The organism is Paenibacillus sp. FSL R5-0341, assembly GCF_037975235.1.
GTDB lineage: Bacteria > Bacillota > Bacilli > Paenibacillales > Paenibacillaceae > Paenibacillus > Paenibacillus amylolyticus_A.
This window is the reverse complement of sequence record NZ_CP150241.1, coordinates 3,655,161-3,673,559: the sequence shown is the minus strand read 5'-3', so window position 1 is coordinate 3,673,559 and position 18,399 is coordinate 3,655,161. Positions and strand designations below refer to the sequence as shown.

Here is an 18,399-nt window from a genome sequence, read left to right as displayed (position 1 = left end):
TGCTCATCTAATGCGATGTGCAATGGTTTTATTTTATATTTGATTATTGGTTTATATCTGATTCTCGGATATATCCGCTTACTCTGTTCGAAGCTTCGGTGCTGCATCAGCCGTTGTCGATGAACGTTCCTGCTGTTTGGAAATGGCGAAGAGGGCGACCCAGATCAGGATAAAGCCAAGCAGCTGCTCCCATGTAATCAATGTACGGAAAGCAATCCAGTTCACCAACACACCTGCCATCGGGAAGCTAAGTTCCGCGAGAGTTGCAACAGAGGCTTTGGTTGACGAGAGACCTTTGTAATACAACAGAAGACTGAGTAATCCTGGTAACAAAGCCTGACCGAGAATATTGAGGATGACAGCAGTCTGTTCTCCTGTCCCGGATGGGAGTGTCCAGGCAGCACCTTCGTTCCATGTCATAAAGATCAGGAGCGGAAGAGCAACAACGAAGCGTAGGGAGGTGACTGTCTCATAACGCGCCTGCCCTAACATCAGTCGGCCCATAACGGTTGAACCTCCCCATAAAGCAGCAGCTCCAAGGGATAACAGGCTGCCTGCATGAATCCAGTTGTCCCAGTTACCCAGCGGCAATGTAAAGCCGAATGTAAGTAGATACGTACCTAATAATGCAATGAAGAAAAGTCCGCCAAAGCGACGAGGCAGCGTTTCTTTTAATAATAACTTAGCCAGAACAATGGCGAAGAGCGGCTGCATTTTTTGCAGTAACAAGACCGTGTTCGGATCGTTATGTGTTAGTGCCATCGTGAACAATACTGTTGCGAGTGCTGATCCTCCCCATGAGATAAAGATCACGGCAATCCAGTGGCGTGCACGCAAGTTTTTCAGATCAGCCCGGAATTTCCACAGCACGGGAATGGCAATGAGACTGACAATGATATGTTCCACCAGTACAATCTGTGTGGATGTCATCGTTTTAAGCAAAATAATACGGAACAGTGGATCCACACCCCATAGGGCGGCGCCGAGCACAACCAGCCAGAATCCAGTGTTACTTCGTTCCTTGCGGTAAACCGTTGATGCTGATGATGTCTTTTCCATATTCAGGACTCCTTCGTCAGAACACGTAATCTTCAGTTGGCAAAATCGACAAAAGCCCCCGTTTTGGTATATACCAAATAAACGGGGGCTCATCCAAGGACATGCGTCAGGAAAGAGGCCTTCCCGTGAACAGCATGTCAATGTGTTGATCTTCTCTCATCCGGACTGTACCGTCGGCCTTGGATTCACACCAAGTCAGTCGCTAGATGTCCTTCGTTAAGAACATGTAGCGAGTCGCGGGCTGGTTCCGAAGAACATCACCGCCGGTCGGGAATTGCACCCTACCCCGAAGATCCTATTCAATTATATAGTGTGTTGAACAAGCTGTAACATTAATAAGTTCATCTTATTCCTGTAAGCGCTAGCAGTTCAAGCATTATTTTTAATAAATGATATTCCAGCTTCCTTGCTGTCTGCGAAGAAGCACGATCTGACCTGCGTGATACGCATCATGGAGTACCCAGCGAGCTAATTGGTGTGCCCATTTCTCTTCGGAGTCCATATATGCGGCTTCAAGATCTGACTCTTGTAGTGCAGCCAATTGATCTCGCAACTGCTGGGCTAATCGAGTTGTACCCTGTAGCAGTGTATTCCATCCAGCTGCGTCCGTTGCATCTCCGGAATTCCCAAATGTGTATTCATTGGAGTCTACAGCAGGAAGGGTAGGCTCCTTACCTTGCATGCGACATAATAAGCGATGGTTGTAATAATACATATGGTTAACCAACTGCCAGATGCTTAATCCCCCTGAGGGTGGAATCCAGGCTGCTTGTTCTGCTGTAAGACCCTCCAAGGATTTCGACAAAGGTACAATCCAGTTGCATTGATCCCAGGTATCATCCTTTTGAATAAGTAACACATCTAGTGCTGTTGTTTTTGTCATTGCCTTTTCCTCCTTGCGTATAATTGTGATTTGTGATGTAACTAGCTAAAACTGATTAATAAGGTTACACTTAATATAACACATCAAAGATGAGTTGTAACCTTCTTTATTTACTTAGATGGTTACGATAAACGGGGGTATATATGGACAGGTTATGGACCGATTTTGTAAACAGCGATTATCATGACTGGCGTGGGGGAGATCGATCGGAGGACAGACTTGGGAAAGCGGGCTGGCAGCAAGATTTTCTGGATCGTTGGCAGCTGCAAGCTTCTGTTCCTGCATCCCCAGAAGATGAGTTGTCGATGAGAAACTTCCGGGATGAATTGCTGTCCCTTGGAGCCCGTTTATCTTCCGGAGTATCCATAACAGATAAGGAACGTAATTGGTTGAATGGCGTTATGGAAGCAGGGCATGTGAGAAGAACATTGACTACAATTGATCAGGAACTGAAGCTCCAACTGGTAGCCGTAGAAGCTCATTGGCATCAGGTGATGGCTGAAGTAGCTGCTGATTTTGCTATAACTTTGGTGGAGGGAGAAGGGGGCAGGATTCGGATTTGTGATAATTCGGATTGTCGCTGGATGTTCTATGATGATACCCGAAGCAGAACACAGAAGTACTGTGATGATAAGATGTGTGGAAATCTGATGAAGGTCAGAAGATTTCGGGCTAAACGTAAAATACAAAATTGAAAAATATTAACAATAACTATATAATGTATATATACTAGCGAAAAAATAGTCAGAAGCAGTACAGATTTGTATGCAGGATATGATCGTCTTTCAAACCAAATCAGATGGGAGATGTGTCTTGTGCGGACAAGTTATCTGTTGAAAAATGGCTGTGTGTTGTCGATGGATGCTCGAGTTGGACAGTATAAGAGGGCGGACGTTCTGATCCAGGATTCCTTGATCACGGCGGTTCAGCCCGACCTGGATATTCCGGATGCGGAGGTCATTGATGCTTCATCCATGATTATTATGCCTGGGCTGGTGGACACACATCGGCATGTGTGGGAATCACTTGTCAAAACAGCGGGAACCAACTGGTCCTTGCCCGTTTATTTGCAAAATCTCTATTATGGTGCGATGGGAAGCAAGCTCCGTCCACAAGATAGTTATATTGCTAACCTGCTCGGTTCCTTGGAAGCGCTTAATGCAGGAGTGACGACAGTGTTGGATTGGAGCATGCCGTATTCTTCCGAGCACACGGATGAGCTGATTCGTGGACTTCAGGATGCAGGGATTCGGGCGGTATTTGCTCACGGAGTACCTGGTGAGACGAACTACTGGAATCGCGATAGTCAACTCACTTATTCGAATGATGTGCGAAGAGTCAAAGAACGATATTTTTCATCGCGAGATCAATTGCTCACCTACGGGCTTGCTATTCGTGGTCCAGAGTTCAGTCACTGGGATACAACCGTGAAGGAGATCGAGCTAGCTCAAGAGCTGGATGCCATCTGTTCCATGCATGCCGGATTTGGCAGTTGGGGATCTGTAGATCGCTCGATTAGTCACTTGTATGAAGCGGGGTTGTTAAGTCCACGAGTGAATATTGTTCACGGTAACACCATGGGCATGGATGAATACAAAATGCTGGCAGATAGCGGTGCTTCCTTGTCGGTCACACCTGAGGTTGAAATGATGATGGGGCATGGATATCCGGCCACCGGCTATTTTCTTGAACATGGGGGAACCCCTACACTTGGTGTAGATGTAGTGACGTCCACAGGCGGAGATATGTTCTCGCAGATGAAGTTTGCACTTCAGGCTGAACGATCCAGAGCCAATGAACAACTTCTGCAGCAGGGTGAGATGCCTGGTGAGTTGAACTTGCAGTCCAGCCAAGTGCTGAGATTTGCAACTTCAGCTGGTGCCCAAGCATTGGGATTGGAGCAGAAGGTGGGTACGTTAACCCCAGGGAAGGAAGCAGATCTGATCATGATTCGTACCACCGATCTGAATATGTTCCCCGTTCATGATCCAATCGGCGCTGTTGTGCAATTTGCCAATCCATCCAACGTGGATACAGTCTTTGTGGCAGGTAGACTCGTGAAGCGAGATGGTAAGCTGTTGAATGTTGATCTGGATTCGATTCGTCATGCGGCGATGCAAAGCAAAGATTATTTGTTATCGCAATACCGGATGTCGGACGCGGAGAGAATCGCTTTCTCGTGAATCATTTTTTTATATAAATTTGAAATAAGTTTAGTTCCTATTCTCATATACACCTCTACCTATAGTAAAAGATAAAGGGCCGCATAATGCTATGTGGCTCTTTAACATGCTTGCATATCGTCGAATTAGACAGGATAAGGTAGGATGGGACAGCGGAAAAAGACGAAAAGAGCTCTCTTTTTCTTAACTTCATATAACAACGTATTTAATATAATTGTCTTCGAAAATAAGACTCACAAAAACTGCGCATAATATAAATTATACGCAGTTTTGTTTTAAATCCATTTTCATATTCAACCACGTGCAACAGATCATGATAATTTTCGCGGAAAAAGAACAAAATAAGTGATCTCCAAAAATAAATTTAACCAAGCAACGCGATAACGTGTAGAATTCGATAGGTTTTTATAGGTGATCGATAAGATAGAACAAATGACTTTTTCATAGAACAGATGGGAAGCCATCCAATCTCTGCTACATCCATAGCACATTCAAGATTCATGACGAGAGGAACATGACTATGCGTGAGAACGAACAACGATCTTCTTTATTTCGTAAAAAACCAATTGGCTCCGGGGGCGATAACAACAGTGCACTGAAACGGGCGCTCGGTCCGTTGGACTTAACCACACTCGGGGTAGGTGCCATTATTGGTACAGGCATTTTCGTACTGACCGGTGTAGCTGCCGCAACGTATGCTGGCCCGGGACTTGTACTGTCATTTTTGCTGGCAGGTATCATATGTGCCTTCGCCGCATTATGTTACTCGGAATTTGCATCAAGCATACCGGCATCGGGTAGTGCGTACACGTATAGCTATACAGCTTTTGGCGAAGTGATTGCCTGGATTCTGGGATGGGATCTAATATTGGAATATGGATTCGCGAGTGCGGCGGTAGCCAGCGGATGGTCGGGCTATTTTCAAACGTTATTGTCCGGATTTGGGTTGGAGTTACCCCATGCGCTAACGAGTGCGTTCAGTCCGGAAAAGGGAACCTATTTTGACATCACAGCTGCGGTCATTACGTTAATTATCACTTTCCTGCTTACCCGAGGAGTGAAGGAAGCCGCTCGTGCGAACGGCATCATGGTAGCTATTAAAATTATCGTGGTGTTGATCTTCATTGGTGTAGGTGTTTTCTATGTAGAGCCAACCAACTGGCAGCCATTTTTGCCTTTTGGTATCTCAGGTGTAACTGCGGGAGCAGCTACCGTATTTTTTGCCTACATCGGATTTGATGCGGTCTCCACTGCGGCAGAAGAGGTTAAGAGACCACAACGGGATTTACCGATCGGAATTATTGCTTCACTCGCGATCTGTACCGTTCTCTACATCGTTGTATCGTTGATCCTGACAGGGATCGTGCCGTATAACATGTTGAATGTAAGTGATCCCGTTGCGTTTGCATTTGAATTTGTTCAATTAAAGGGATTGTCATGGATTGTATCTCTTGGAGCGATTACCGGTATTACGACCGTATTGCTGGTCATGATGTATGGTCAGACACGTCTGCTCTATTCCATGTCTCGTGACGGACTGCTGTCGCCGGTCTTCTCCAAGGTTAGTGGCAAGAGTCAGACACCAGCGGTAGGGACATGGGTTGCGGGCATTATCGTGGCTTTGTTCTCCGGGTTCATCTCGCTGGGACATTTGGCGGAGCTTACGAACATCGGAACGTTGTTTGCTTTTGCAGTCGTAAGTCTGGGCATTATCGTGTTGCGTAAAAATAACCCGGATCTCAAACGTGGCTTCCGCGTTCCACTTGTGCCACTGATTCCGATTCTGAGTGCATTGGGTTGTGTATACTTGATGACACGCCTTGCGGCGCTGACATGGATTACGTTCTTTGCCTGGTTGATCATCGGATTGATTATCTACTTTGCGTATGGACGGCATTACAGTCATCTTAATCCGGCACGTCGGATCTCCAGTGCTTTCAGAGCGAAGGATAAATAGATTAGTCGAGAACGTCTTTAACCGAGAACATCTTCATTTTTCCTCATGTCGTATCGCTTAGGCGAAGCGGGATGGGGATTTTTTTTATATAGAAAGATAAAGGACGATAACAGCAGGGGAAGGTTGGAATTTTCTTCATATATGGGTAAGTAATAAGGGGCGTGACTAACATAATCAAGGAGCCGGGGTTGCGGCTAAGTCAAATATGAAATATATTTGGGGATGTGACATGCCATCAGACATAAGAGAGGGGATGTATCATGAACACACCATTACATACGAATTCAGATCATCAAAATGCAGCTTTTGGATTTGCACTGGCTGATTCAGCCGTACTTGCGGAGGCTCAGTTGCTTGTCTCAGATTCGGGGAATTCACAAGCTTTACAGTTGGATATTGATCCGCAGCGCCTTCTGAAGGATGGACGTAAAGTATCTGTCATTGCACAACAGTTGGATTCACCGGTCGATCGTCAAGATGCCAATATCATCTATGGTCAGGAGCTCGCTTATGTACAATATGCTGTTAACCTGAAACCGGATAGCACGATCTCCATTACATCTGTTGAAGGTGTTGAACAGCCTGTTAATTTTGGTTGGGCAACATTTACAGAGGGGGAATACGAACTTCGAATCTCCCTGCATATGAAAACACCTCGTATTGCCGAAGGCACACTCGAACCTGAACAACTTGCAATGGTTAAGTACGCGCAGGTGATTACCGTATATATATCGCTTTTCCCGGCAGAATCAGCGTCGTTGGCTTTGCCATCTCAAGCTGTGTGGAGCAGAAACCATCATGTATTTGACTCCTATGGCAGAGGGGGATTCATTCTCGCTGACCTGCCTCGGCTAGCTAAGCGTGTAGAGGAACTGATGGGACCAGGTAACCATAATCTGATCGAACAATTTGCGGAAGGGGAACTGTCGGATACGTTGCTGGAAGAGGGGCTGATGGCGATCGCCTGGGGCGTGACTCCGTGGTGTTATTCACTCTATTCTGCACCAGATGAGCAGTCTGCTCGAATACTTGCCGTGGACAAGCTGGGCGATGAACCTGAACGGCAAGGGATCTACTATATCGATCGATCCATTCAGCAACTGAGTATCGTGCCCGCGAATGAACTGGCATACTGGCCCGCTTTCGTTCAGAACGATTGGCCTGTCATTGATGTGGCAGGTGAAGGCGAGACGTTGCATATGGATTTATATACTCAAATCTGTGAATCTGTGAATGGACTGCACGAGAATCCATTGCCATCGTTTGTACTTACCCGTAGTCAGGGCAAACCCGAAGCAATTATTCCGCTGATTGACGTTGTCATTGTGGATGAAGCGTAAGTTCGCTGCTTAGCTTAGACTTTAATAAATAGAATCGAATCGAGGTGACGTAAACAGATGATGACTGAGGAGATCCAGGAGCAATATGCGGACGAGCTAGAAGCTTTTCACATATGGATGAAGGACGCCGGATATACAGGCCATACGGTAAAATCATACACGGGTGACGTGGTGGAATTCCTGGTCTCCATTCAAGGAAAGTCACTGGAGCAGGTCAAAAAGCTGCATGTGCTGTCCTTTCTGTCCCGCGCTCGGGAGCGTGGGGTTAGTGATGCCACGAGAAATCGCAAACATGCGGCGGTGAACTGTTTTTACAAGTCCCTCATTGAACTCGAGTTGTTAACGAATAATCCGGCGTTTGGGATCAAGAAATCCAAAACCGAAAAAAATCGTGCACCCGTTTTCCTTGATGAAGGTGGGTTGACACGTTTTCTGGAGTCGGTGGAAGGCAAGTATCGTACACGTAATCTGGCTGTTTTTCTGCTGATGGGATATATGGGATTACGGGTTGGAGAAGTGCATGCTCTGGACTGCAAAGACTATAACGCTGAGCGGCTTACTTTGGATGTATTCGGTAAAGGACGGAAATGGCGCTCGCTTCCTGTACCGGAGACCGTGGCGGACGTGTTATCTCAAGCTATGGCTGAGCGTCTGGATCCTTGGCGACCGAAAGAGGAAGCACTATTTGTCTCGCAAAAAGGGAAGAGACTGTCGATTCGCAGCATTCAGCTCATATCCACGGAAACCTTTGAGCGCTTCCAGCAGGAATCACCGGCGAATCAACGTCAAAACTACTCCAGTCATAAACTGCGTCACTCCTTCGCGACCATGATGTTACGGCGGGGAGCCGACTTGCGTACGGTGCAGGAGCTGCTCGGTCACGCATCGATTCAAACAACCACCGTCTATACACATGTCACCAGTAGGGAAAAAGAAGAGGCTATGGCGTTACTTGACGTTAAACTTCCGACATATTAGAAAATAATCCGATATTTAATCCCATGAGGAGTCTGTCCAAGTGACAGACTTTTTGTATTTCATTAGGATGATGGGAATTTAAACATAATTAATATTATGTAAACTGAAATTTAGTATCTAATATCTTGAATAGTCATTCTTATAATTCAAATCAAATCAAACCAAACCAAAGAACCATGCGCTTCTCCTCTCTAGAAGAAACAAATGGTCCTTTGGGCTAGGACAGATATCTTGATTCATAACATTTAACGTGCTGAATCTTTCACGTCATGAATAATTGCGTAAATGGATTATTCCAAGCCGGCGATCTGTTCTTTTAATTTGTTAGCAGAAGCCTGGAACGCTACTTTTTCGGTTTCATTCAACGGAAGAGGCAGAATTTCGCGCACACCGTTGCGATCTACGACACAAGGAACGCCAAGATAAACATCCGATACACCATTGTAGTCTTCAAGGTACGTGGACACGTTCAGAACAGAGCCTTCGTTGCCGAGAATTGCAGCTACAATGCGGTCCAGAGCAAGGGCGATTGCATAGGAAGTCGCTCCTTTGGCATTAATAATCTCATACGCCGCATTTTTGGTACGGTCAAAGATATCCTGTTGTGTTTCTTCATCCAATTCCAGATCAGTTCCTGCAACGTTAGCAAGGCTCCATACCGGTACTTCGGAATCGCCATGCTCACCAATAATGTGGGCGTGAATACTACGCGGGTCGATCCCTTTGTTTTTACCAATCAGGTAACGGAAACGTGCGCTATCGAGCAATGTACCTGAACCGATAACACGGGAAGCAGGCCATCCACTTTGTTTCCATGAAGTATAGGACAAAATATCTACAGGATTGGTTGCAATCAGCAAAATACCATGAGAATTCACTTCTGTAATACGCTCAATAATATCTTTGAAAATGCTTGCATTTTTCTTCAGCAGATCAATCCGAGTTTCGCCCGGTTTCTGGGAGGCACCCGCTGTAATAATAATAATATCCGCATCCTTACAGTCGGAGTAATCGCCAGCCCATACTTTCACGCCACCCGTAAACGGAAGACCGTGGTTCATATCCAGCATTTCGCCGGTTGCCTTATCATGATTCACATCCACAAATACCAACTCGGACGAACGCTGTCTCAGCATTAGCGTGTATCCCGTTGTTGTTCCCACCGCACCCATGCCTACAATAACGACACGACTTGGTTTCAGAGCTGCGCTGTTTGTCATGTTCATATCCTCTCCTTTTGGGTTATACTCCCATCCATATTAAGGGATTACAGAATATAAAGCGAGTGTTGTCTATAAAATAGTTCACATTTCATGTCTTTTTACCAATTATTCCGTCGAAAAACAGTTTAGGATGAGATTAATGGTAATAAATATGCGACATATAGCCCAAAGCATCAGGTGGGAAAAGAGAGCGGGCCGGCCAAGAGTCGGCAATGAGCCTTTTACACAAGGTTTGTGGTAGAATAGGAGCAGTGGATTCTGATGAATCGTAAATAAAACGCCATAGGACAGGCATGCGCGCCTGTATATTGGATGAGAGAGGTGGAACCCACTTGCGTTCGCAATGGATTAAAATCGCGCAGACAGCATTGCTGTCTATAGGTATAGTAGCTTTACTGGCTGCATGCACCGACTCAGATCAACCTCCGGAAGCAGAACCTCCGCAACAGCAGGAGGATGCCGGGAATACAGGGCAGACATTAACCGTCGTTCCCCCTGTCAACAGTACAGAATCTGCGGATATGGCCAAGTATCAAATACAGACCCGTTTGACCGATTTTCAGTTGCTCAATGACAACGGAGGATTGGCATGGGGTGTGACGCGGAATGCACTGCGACTGTACTACACACAGGACCAGGGGAAGACCTGGACCAATATTTCACCTTCGGAAAATGTACAATTTCCGGCTAACCCTAAATATGGACAAAGCATTTATTTTGTAGATCGTACGCATGGTTGGATTGTTCGTGAAGGCATGGGTGGAACAGACACCATGGTACTTCGTACGAACAATGGAGGAGTAAGTTGGAGCCTGTCATCGCTGTCCAAGACGGATAAAGTGACCGCGATCTCCTTTGTATCTCCGGAAAAAGGTTGGATTCTTACCACGGTAGATACCGCTATTGGTAAACAGGACAAAAAACTTTACTTTACCAAGGATGGTGGGATCACTTGGGATCGGATGTCATCCAGTGATGAAGATGGCAATAAGGAAGCACAAGAGATATCCAACCGCGGATATACAACCGGGCTGACCTTCTCAGATCCGAAGCATGGTTTCCTGACCGCGATTGAGTTTGGTACACCGAAGCTGTATGTGACCTCAGACGGTGGAGTGAACTGGGATAAAGGACCTTCTTTTTTTGATCGAAACAAGTTCAATGGATGTGGTAATTTTAGTATCAGTTCACCACAATTTTTTGGACGTGAGGCGAAGTCAGCCTGGATGTCCATGTCATGTTCCCAAGGGGAGAGCACGACATTCAATGGATTCTTTACCGCCGATGGCGGAAAGAGCTGGAAGCTGTCCAATTTTACTTTAAACAAACAAACGGGTGCGAATCGCAATCTTTCACCTGTATTTTTGAATGCATCGGAAGGTTGGGCCATGCAAAAGGGCATAACCTTCCACACCAAGGATGCGGGTAAAACGTGGAATGCTCTTCCTGCAAGCAGTGTGCTTGAGAAAATTCTCGAAGACTATCCGGAGATTGTGAAAATTCAGATGGTTACCTCCAAGCTTGGCTGGATATTGGTTGAAAATACGGATGCCAAAAGATCGTTGTTATTGCAAACGGTAGATGGCGGTGTACATTGGAAAGTACTATAAGTACAATGTGATGTAAATTGATAGTGAAAGTAGAGGAGCCTGAGGGTTCCTTTTCTTTTTTTGTTTAGTTTGTGAAATAAATCACAAATAAAATCACTGGAAGGTGATATATTTAACTCAACAAGAGAAGGAGTGATGAAGATGAGAACCAACGGTCAAACTCAATTCACGCAGGCGGACGAATTAACCAGATATATGCTTCAATTATGCTACACATGTGACGATGCCAATCGTTGTACGACAGAGGAAGCGGTGAAGGCTTGCATGGCAGAACACGCACAGACAGACCAGCCCGAACCAGCCGAAGGTGGAGATGTAACTCGCGGGTATATGGACATGATGTACGCTTAGGCTAATCATTCACGGAGAACGCTCCTGCCGGAGGGTTCTTTTTGATTTGGAGAGAAATGTATGCGCTTTTAAATCTACTACGCAATTATTGCAGTATGGGTTATTATAGAAATAATTAGGGTAAATTACTCAAAATGTGGAATTAATTCAATTGACTCTTAGTTTGGAGGACGATGACATGGAGAAGAGTTCTACAGTTAGAACAAACATGATCGGCGGTAGGCAGGTTGATGCCATCTCGGTCGACATGGATAAAGGAAGTATTCATGAAACCAATGGCTTGTTTTGGAATACGAAAGGAAATGATATTTTAGGAGCGACAGCACTTCCGCTCTATGGAGCATTTGTCTCCGAAGAAAAGCACCAGCTTTTTGGAGAAATCTCGGAAAAAAAGATACTGGAAATAGGCTGTGGAAGCGGTCAATCCTTACGGTATTTGGGTGAACGTCAAGCGAGTGTACTATGGGGGACGGATCTATCAGAAAATCAAATTGAAAAGACACAACAGCTTTTGACGTCGTGTGGTCTTTCAGCGACCTTACTCTGTTCACCTATGGAAGAAGAATGTGGGATACCCAAGGATTATTTTGACATCGTTTATTCGATTTATGCGATCGGCTGGACAACGGATCTTGAAGAGACTTTTCTGCAGATTGCTTCCTATCTTAAAAAAGATGGCGTATTCATCTTTAGTTGGTCTCATCCTATCCACAAATGTGTTGCTGCAGAAGAGGATAGACTTGTTTTTGAAAAATGTTACTTTGATGAATCTTGGTACTCGGTAACTCTTGGCGAAAGTAAGCTCGCCTTATCGGATCGTAAACTATCAACCTATGTGAATGCGTTGGCAAAAGCAGGATTTGTCATTGAGCAATTCATTGAGGAATCTGATGATGACTTGATGCAACTGCAAAATGATGATTTTGCCAATAAAGCAAAGATGCTCCCTGTAACCTTTGTGATAAAAGCACGAAAACTATAGAAGAAAGATAAGGGGAGTAGCCAATGCAAATTAATCGAAGATATCATGCTCTTAATAAAATAATCGTTGGTATTCTGGTACTCGCATTAATCATTGTGACATGTTCAGTACCTGTGTACGCTGAGGTAGAAAATGTGGAGACTACGCCCTCCAGAATTGCCTTGTCTTCGCTAGAGGAAACGATAGATTCATATGTGGCTACGAATCAGAAGAACACCGCTGCCGTTTCGGTTGTAGCTATCAATAACGGTGAGACGATTGTGAATAAGGCCTATGGATACGCAGATCTTGAGCAACAGAGAAAGGCAGACACCTCTACTGTGTTTGAATGGGGTTCAACCTCTAAACTATTGGTCTGGACGAGTGTTATGCAACTTGTCGAGCAGGGGAAGCTTGATTTGCATACCGATATTCAGGAATATTTGCCGGAAGGATTCCTAAAGAAGCTTGAGTACGATGCTCCCATTACCCTAATGAACCTTATGCATCATAACGCAGGGTGGGAGGATAGATTGATCGATTTATGGTATTCATCCGAGAGTGATATTGTGGAATTAGGTGAGGCTTTACAAAAATTTGAGCCGAGGCAGATCGATAAACCTGGGAGTGTCGTTGCTTATTCAAACTATGGTACGGCTATGGCTGCTTACATCGTTGAATTGCAAAGCGGACAACCCTTTTACAAATATGTCAGTGAACATATATTTAAACCGCTGAACATGAAAGACACTTCGATTCACCCGTCACAGTATGATAATCTAAATGTCTTGAAAAGAAGAAATGAGATTCAGGGGTACACTACAAATTTGAAACTCATCCCTAAGAACAGAGCATACATAAGCTTGTACCCTGCGGCGGGTGCCATTGGCACAGCAGAGGATGCAGCTAAATTCCTTGCAGCCTTGATGCCTATGGATCGTAGCAATTTATTATTCACGAACAAGGACACGTTAGACGAGATGCTGTCAACAAGTCTATATTACGATGGAACTTCTACTCCTCGAATTGCGCATGGCTTCTTTGAAGTAGAGTACTGGGTGCCTGCATTGGAACACGCTGGAAGTACGGCGGGATTTTCAAGTAGATTTGTTTTTGACCCGAAGTCTAATTTTGGGTTCGTGGTCATGACGAACCAGTCAAATGAAATGGCTTATAACATTGGTCTTGTCCAGAAGGTGTTTGGAAGTAGTTTCAGCACGAACTCAGTTGAATCTGAGAGTGGAGGATATTATCTGCCTGCGCGAAGGGTCGTTTCCGGTTTTACTAAGGCATATTCAATGTTAAGTCTGCAGAAGTATACAACATTTGACCTTAGTAATTTTGCAAATGTTGTTGAGCGAAATGGCACTGTTGAGAAGGTCTCTATGTCTTATAATGACTTTTTGCCCGTATCCAAGTTAACGATAAATTGGATCAAAGCATCTTTTATTGCTCTTGCAGTAGCCATTCTACTCGGTTTGAGAGCTACAATTGGTTATTTTATTCGGTTATCCAAATACAAATTAAAAAACTGGGAAAGACCAGGTACAGGATTTGATAAGTATCATATTGCCATTAATATTGCCAGTCTGGCATTAATTTTGAATACGATCCTATTGTTCATGCGCGCCTTAGGCTTCTCCACCTATTCTTCGTTACGCATACATCTCATTTTGAACCTGGTTTATGTGATTTTAGCTGTGGCGTACCTTGTTTTGATGTTCTACAAACTGCTGAAGAGAAGTTACAGTAACAAGCAAAAGGCGGTATACATCTTGTCTGGCATATCTGCTTTCCTCTTTGCTGCTTTTGTTGTGGGGTGGGATTTGTACTTTTAGAGCGGTAGAAAGGATGAAACGATGAATATTCAGGATCTCCCAATTGAGATAATAAAACAGATAGGGAAAGTCCAGAACATCACTTTTCCTAAGCAAGGTCATACTTCTACAGTGGCTATTCTACATACGCTCGATAAAAAATACATCATCAAGAAGACAGAAAACGATCTTTATAATGAATGGTTATCTGATGAATACAAGGTGCTTCAATACCTCTACCATACTGGACTTCCTGTTCCGAAGACATATTCATTTCATGTTGAGGATAGATCGAGATGGCTTTTGATGGATTATATTGATGGAATAAGTTTAAGAGAATTCCTCTCTATGATGCCTGATCTTCAAAGTAAAGAAAAAGCGATTTTTAACTTTGGGCTCTGTTTAAAGAAAATACATGATTGCTCTTGTCCTGTTGAACTATTGAACGATGACATTCCTTGGTTAGATACAATGCTTAGGAAAGCAGAATATAATCTAACTCACTTTACTGTAGATGGATCGGCAGAACTACTTCAACAGTTGAAAGAAGGAAGACCCAAAACAATAGATAACACTTTCATTCATGGAGATTTTACTATAGATAATGTGCTAGTTAATGATTGCAATATTGTTGGAGTTATTGATTGGGCAGGAGCAGCGTATGGCGATCCAAGATATGATGTAGCATTAGCCATTAGACCGAAACATAATGCTTTTGATAATGAAAGAGATAGAGAAATATTTTATAACGGTTATGGAAAGTTAAGAATAACGGATGAAGAATACAATTATTTTGAAGATGGAATATATAACTTCTTTTAGATTGGCTTTAAATCATGCTCTTCAAGCGAACATCCAATCCATTTAGAAGGAGTCGAATAAATGAGCCCTCCAAAACATATCGTATCTGCCGCTGCAATCGTCATAAACGACAAAAATGAATTATTACTTATTAGAGGACCCAGAAGAGGATGGGAAATGCCAGGTGGTCAAGTGGAAGAAGGAGAATCCCTAAGTCAAGCAGCGATCAGAGAGACAAAAGAGGAATCCGGAATCGACATTGAAATCATTAAATTCTGTGGAATATTTCAAAATATCGAAAATTCAATATGTAACACATTATTTTTAGCCAAACCAATAGGAGGAGAATTAACGATATCATCGGAGAGTTTAGAATCAGGTTTCTTTCCAATTGAAGAAGCCATTTTAAAAGTCGAATGGAAAAATTTCAGAGAAAGAATAGAGTATTGCTTAAAACCTGAGATGCAACCTTTTTGTATTGAGTTTAGTGATAAAAACAATATTTAAAAGCTTAGGAGGACTTACATGAAAAAATTATCTTTATTTATAGTGACAGGCGCAAGTGGAACAGGAAAAACAACGATCTCATCACATGTTCGCAAGTTACTCCCGGATTTTGACGTCTTTGATATGGATATCATCGATAACGTGGATTGGCAGATTGCCAAAGAAAATTGGTTGAGGATTGCGTATAGCATATCGCTAAGTGGACGAGGGACTGTTTTATGCGGAACGATGGTGCCGGAAAACATTGAATCGTCCGATTACATAGATCAATTTGATCGAATTCTATATATGAATTTGCATTGTGACGATGTTACTCGCGAGACGCGTTTAAGAGCCCGTGGGTGGGACGAGAACTCGATCGAAGATCACAAGAATTTTGCAAATTGGCTACTACAAAATTCGAAAACTACATTTGACCCACCAATGCAAACAATTGAAACGACAGAACTTACAGCAGATGGAGTAGCTGAACAGATCAAAGAATGGGTTCTAAAAAACTGGTGTGAGGAATGAACACCTAAAAGACATCAGGATAAAGGGAAGGAGGTCACAAATTGTTTCTCAATGTATTACTTTGGTTGATTATTCTCTGGGTGATCTCCCTTCATTTCAGTTTTCCCAAGAAAGATCGCATGTACAAAGTCAATGTGCCAAGCACTTGCCATATTCAATCTCCCAATCGATTGGATATTCAGAAAAACTATGAATGCGCTGCATTTTCCAGTGCGTTCGTCTTGAGACATTTCGGGGTGGAGTCCAACGGGACAAAGCTCTATGAAACCGTTCCTCGCAAATTACTGGATGGGACGGTATATCCTAAAGCGGTCGTTGTTTTTTTCAGAAAGCTTGGATATGAGGCAATGTACTTACGTGGGAATGTGAATACGTTGAAGAAGCAGATCAGCCAAGGGGTGCCTGTTATTTTATTTATTAAAGTACAACTTAAACAACGTTATTTGCATTTTGTTCCTGTCGTTGGCTATGATGAAACGCATTTTTACTTGGCCGAATCGTTAGATCACAAGATGAATTGTGATGAAAAATATTACAATCGGAAAATCAGCATTAGTGAACTGAATACGTTATGGAGATCATGGTTACCTTTTTGTCAAAACTCATATATCGTCGTACTTCCAGTGTAGATTTAATCGCTCAAATATTTAATCGGGTTAACAAGTTCTTTGTACGTCCGCATATACATTACAGGAGACGGGTCAAGACTCCGGCTGTCCTAAGTTGTATGAACGGAGGGAGAGACATGGGCATTGAATCATCCTGGATGTTTGATTTGTTTGGAACCGTCTTTCCGGTTGTATTTGTTCTGCTTATAGGTATAGTTCTTCTGTCTATGGGAAAAGAGGTATGGAGGTGGGGGCGTAACAACTCCGAGCCACTGCTTACCGTACCTTCACGAATCACCAGCAGACGGATGAAGATGAGTCAGTCGCAATCTGAACCAGGCAGTACAGCGCGAACATTATATTACGTCACCTTTGAGGTAGAGAGTGGAGATCGGCTCGAATTCAAAGTCAATGGCGAAGAGTATGGTTTGTGCGCTGAGGGGGATGAAGGACGGCTCTCATTCAAAGGAACGCGTTATGTCGGCTTCGAGCGATATAATCGCGTATATTCCGAACGCCTACGCGGTTAAACCGAGCAGCTTGCGCCAGGATGGCGTGAGCTTTTTTTGATTATTTGCCGGACAAGCGTTTCTTAATGGGCCTAACGTGTTTTTATATAAGAAGAGGCTTAATCAGATTATGATCGCAGGATCATTACCATAGAGGAGGAAATGAATATGTCATTTACAGATCAGGTCGTTGTTGTAACCGGTGCTGCTCAGGGAATAGGACGCAGTGTGGCTGAGGCTTATGCGGTCGCTGGGGCCAAAGTTGTTCTTGCCGACAACAAGGAAGCCGAGGGTGCAGCAGCCGCAGCTTCCATTCGTAATGAAGGCGGAGAAGCCATCTTTGTTCAATGTGATGTTCGGAGCGAGCAGGATATTACGAATCTTTTTCGGACCACCGTGGAAGAATTTAAGCAAATCGATGTTCTGGTGAATAATGCAGGACTTGCAAAATGGAAGTCACCCTATGAGCTAACGCTGGAAGAATGGGACGATGTACTCAATACCAATGTGAGAAGTTGCTTTTTGGCGAGTAGGGAAGCAGCCAAACATATGAAAAGCAATGAACACGGGGGTGCCATTATCAACATGGCTTCTACCCGTGCACTAATGTCTGAGCCGGATACCGAAGCCTATGCTGCCTCCAAAGGGGCAATTGTGGCTCTGACGCATGCGCTGGCAGTCTCACTGGGCAAAGACCAAATTCGGGTCAATTGTATCAGTCCGGGATGGATTGAGACAGGAGACGTGAAGAAACTGAAAAAGGAGGATCATGAACAGCATCCCTCCGGTCGTGTAGGTGTACCTTCGGATATCTCCCGTGCTTGTCTATATTTATCTGATCCAAGCAATACCTTTGTCACAGGGACCAACCTCGTTATTGATGGAGGCATGACCCGAAAAATGATATATGAGGACTAGAACCGGGATAGAGCCGGACGAGTCTCATAATATCCCAACATAAGAGTAATAAGCCCAAGTTAAGCACTTGGGCTTATTTGTTTTTACTAACTCGGTTGCTATAATAAATGTGATTTTATAACAGTATAGGAATGGAGGGAGTATATGTTCGGGAAACAATCCCGGAAGGTATTTTGGCTGT

Annotated in this window: 18 protein-coding genes and 1 riboswitch; of the genes, 15 read left to right on the top strand and 3 right to left on the bottom strand. The window is 44.0% G+C overall.

Annotation, left to right across the window (positions count from 1 at the left end):
• Window positions 1-78: 78 nt before the first annotated feature.
• Together MKX75_RS16345 and MKX75_RS16340 are read right to left on the bottom strand one after the other, a co-directional pair.
• A complete protein-coding gene (locus MKX75_RS16345) occupies window positions 79-1,059 on the bottom strand; it encodes a DMT family transporter (protein WP_062834843.1) in 981 nt (326 codons plus the stop codon).
• Window positions 1,060-1,203: 144 nt separating this feature from the next.
• Window positions 1,204-1,357, bottom strand: a riboswitch (FMN riboswitch).
• 84 nt (window positions 1,358-1,441) lie between these two features.
• A complete protein-coding gene (locus MKX75_RS16340) occupies window positions 1,442-1,942 on the bottom strand; it encodes a DinB family protein (RefSeq protein WP_339166021.1) in 501 nt (166 codons plus the stop codon).
• Between the two features lie 143 nt (window positions 1,943-2,085).
• On the opposite strand from MKX75_RS16340, the gene MKX75_RS16335 reads away from it, so the two are divergent.
• The 5 genes from MKX75_RS16335 to MKX75_RS16315 all read left to right on the top strand — a co-directional run bounded on the left by MKX75_RS16335 (window position 2,086) and on the right by MKX75_RS16315 (window position 8,400).
• A complete protein-coding gene (locus MKX75_RS16335; RefSeq protein ID WP_339166020.1) occupies window positions 2,086-2,637 on the top strand; it encodes a CGNR zinc finger domain-containing protein in 552 nt (183 codons plus the stop codon).
• A gap of 111 nt (window positions 2,638-2,748) precedes the next feature.
• Window positions 2,749-4,125 (top strand): amidohydrolase family protein, encoded by a 1,377-nt coding sequence (locus MKX75_RS16330; RefSeq protein WP_062834840.1) that lies wholly within the window; start codon window positions 2,749-2,751, stop codon window positions 4,123-4,125.
• A 520-nt stretch (window positions 4,126-4,645) separates the two neighbouring features.
• Window positions 4,646-6,082: an amino acid permease gene (locus MKX75_RS16325; protein ID WP_062834839.1), complete on the top strand. Its 1,437-nt coding sequence runs from the start codon at window positions 4,646-4,648 to the stop codon at window positions 6,080-6,082.
• Window positions 6,083-6,342: 260 nt separating this feature from the next.
• Window positions 6,343-7,422, top strand: coding sequence for a hypothetical protein (locus MKX75_RS16320; RefSeq protein ID WP_339166019.1), 1,080 nt, complete (start codon window positions 6,343-6,345; stop codon window positions 7,420-7,422).
• A gap of 57 nt (window positions 7,423-7,479) precedes the next feature.
• On the top strand, window positions 7,480-8,400 hold the full coding sequence (locus tag MKX75_RS16315; RefSeq protein WP_339166018.1) for a tyrosine-type recombinase/integrase: 921 nt from the start codon (window positions 7,480-7,482) through the stop codon (window positions 8,398-8,400).
• Window positions 8,401-8,690: 290 nt separating this feature from the next.
• Here the strand turns inward: MKX75_RS16315 and MKX75_RS16310 are convergent, their stop codons facing one another.
• Window positions 8,691-9,620: an L-lactate dehydrogenase gene (locus MKX75_RS16310; protein WP_036613729.1), complete on the bottom strand. Its 930-nt coding sequence runs from the start codon at window positions 9,618-9,620 to the stop codon at window positions 8,691-8,693.
• Between the two features lie 335 nt (window positions 9,621-9,955).
• On the opposite strand from MKX75_RS16310, the gene MKX75_RS16305 reads away from it, so the two are divergent.
• From MKX75_RS16305 to MKX75_RS16260, 10 genes are all read left to right on the top strand, one after another.
• Window positions 9,956-11,233, top strand: coding sequence for a YCF48-related protein (locus MKX75_RS16305; protein WP_339166016.1), 1,278 nt, complete (start codon window positions 9,956-9,958; stop codon window positions 11,231-11,233).
• A gap of 141 nt (window positions 11,234-11,374) precedes the next feature.
• Entirely contained in the window at window positions 11,375-11,584 is a 210-nt protein-coding gene (locus MKX75_RS16300; RefSeq protein ID WP_076331600.1) for a hypothetical protein, read from the top strand.
• A gap of 178 nt (window positions 11,585-11,762) precedes the next feature.
• Window positions 11,763-12,566: a class I SAM-dependent methyltransferase gene (locus tag MKX75_RS16295; protein WP_076331601.1), complete on the top strand. Its 804-nt coding sequence runs from the start codon at window positions 11,763-11,765 to the stop codon at window positions 12,564-12,566.
• Between the two features lie 23 nt (window positions 12,567-12,589).
• Complete coding sequence (locus MKX75_RS16290; protein ID WP_339166015.1) at window positions 12,590-14,383, top strand: serine hydrolase domain-containing protein; 1,794 nt, start codon at window positions 12,590-12,592, stop codon at window positions 14,381-14,383.
• 21 nt (window positions 14,384-14,404) lie between these two features.
• Window positions 14,405-15,184 carry a phosphotransferase gene (locus MKX75_RS16285; RefSeq protein WP_339166014.1) on the top strand — a complete coding sequence of 260 codons (780 nt, stop codon included), beginning with the start codon at window positions 14,405-14,407 and terminating at the stop codon, window positions 15,182-15,184.
• Window positions 15,185-15,244: 60 nt separating this feature from the next.
• Window positions 15,245-15,670: an NUDIX hydrolase gene (locus tag MKX75_RS16280; RefSeq protein WP_076331603.1), complete on the top strand. Its 426-nt coding sequence runs from the start codon at window positions 15,245-15,247 to the stop codon at window positions 15,668-15,670.
• 18 nt (window positions 15,671-15,688) lie between these two features.
• Complete coding sequence (locus MKX75_RS16275) at window positions 15,689-16,183, top strand: AAA family ATPase (RefSeq protein WP_076331604.1); 495 nt, start codon at window positions 15,689-15,691, stop codon at window positions 16,181-16,183.
• A 41-nt stretch (window positions 16,184-16,224) separates the two neighbouring features.
• Window positions 16,225-16,812 (top strand): C39 family peptidase, encoded by a 588-nt coding sequence (locus tag MKX75_RS16270; protein WP_076331605.1) that lies wholly within the window; start codon window positions 16,225-16,227, stop codon window positions 16,810-16,812.
• A 116-nt stretch (window positions 16,813-16,928) separates the two neighbouring features.
• A complete protein-coding gene (locus MKX75_RS16265; RefSeq protein WP_076331606.1) occupies window positions 16,929-17,321 on the top strand; it encodes a DUF2500 domain-containing protein in 393 nt (130 codons plus the stop codon).
• A gap of 147 nt (window positions 17,322-17,468) precedes the next feature.
• Entirely contained in the window at window positions 17,469-18,218 is a 750-nt protein-coding gene (locus MKX75_RS16260; protein WP_339166011.1) for a glucose 1-dehydrogenase, read from the top strand.
• Window positions 18,219-18,399 lie beyond the last annotated feature (181 nt).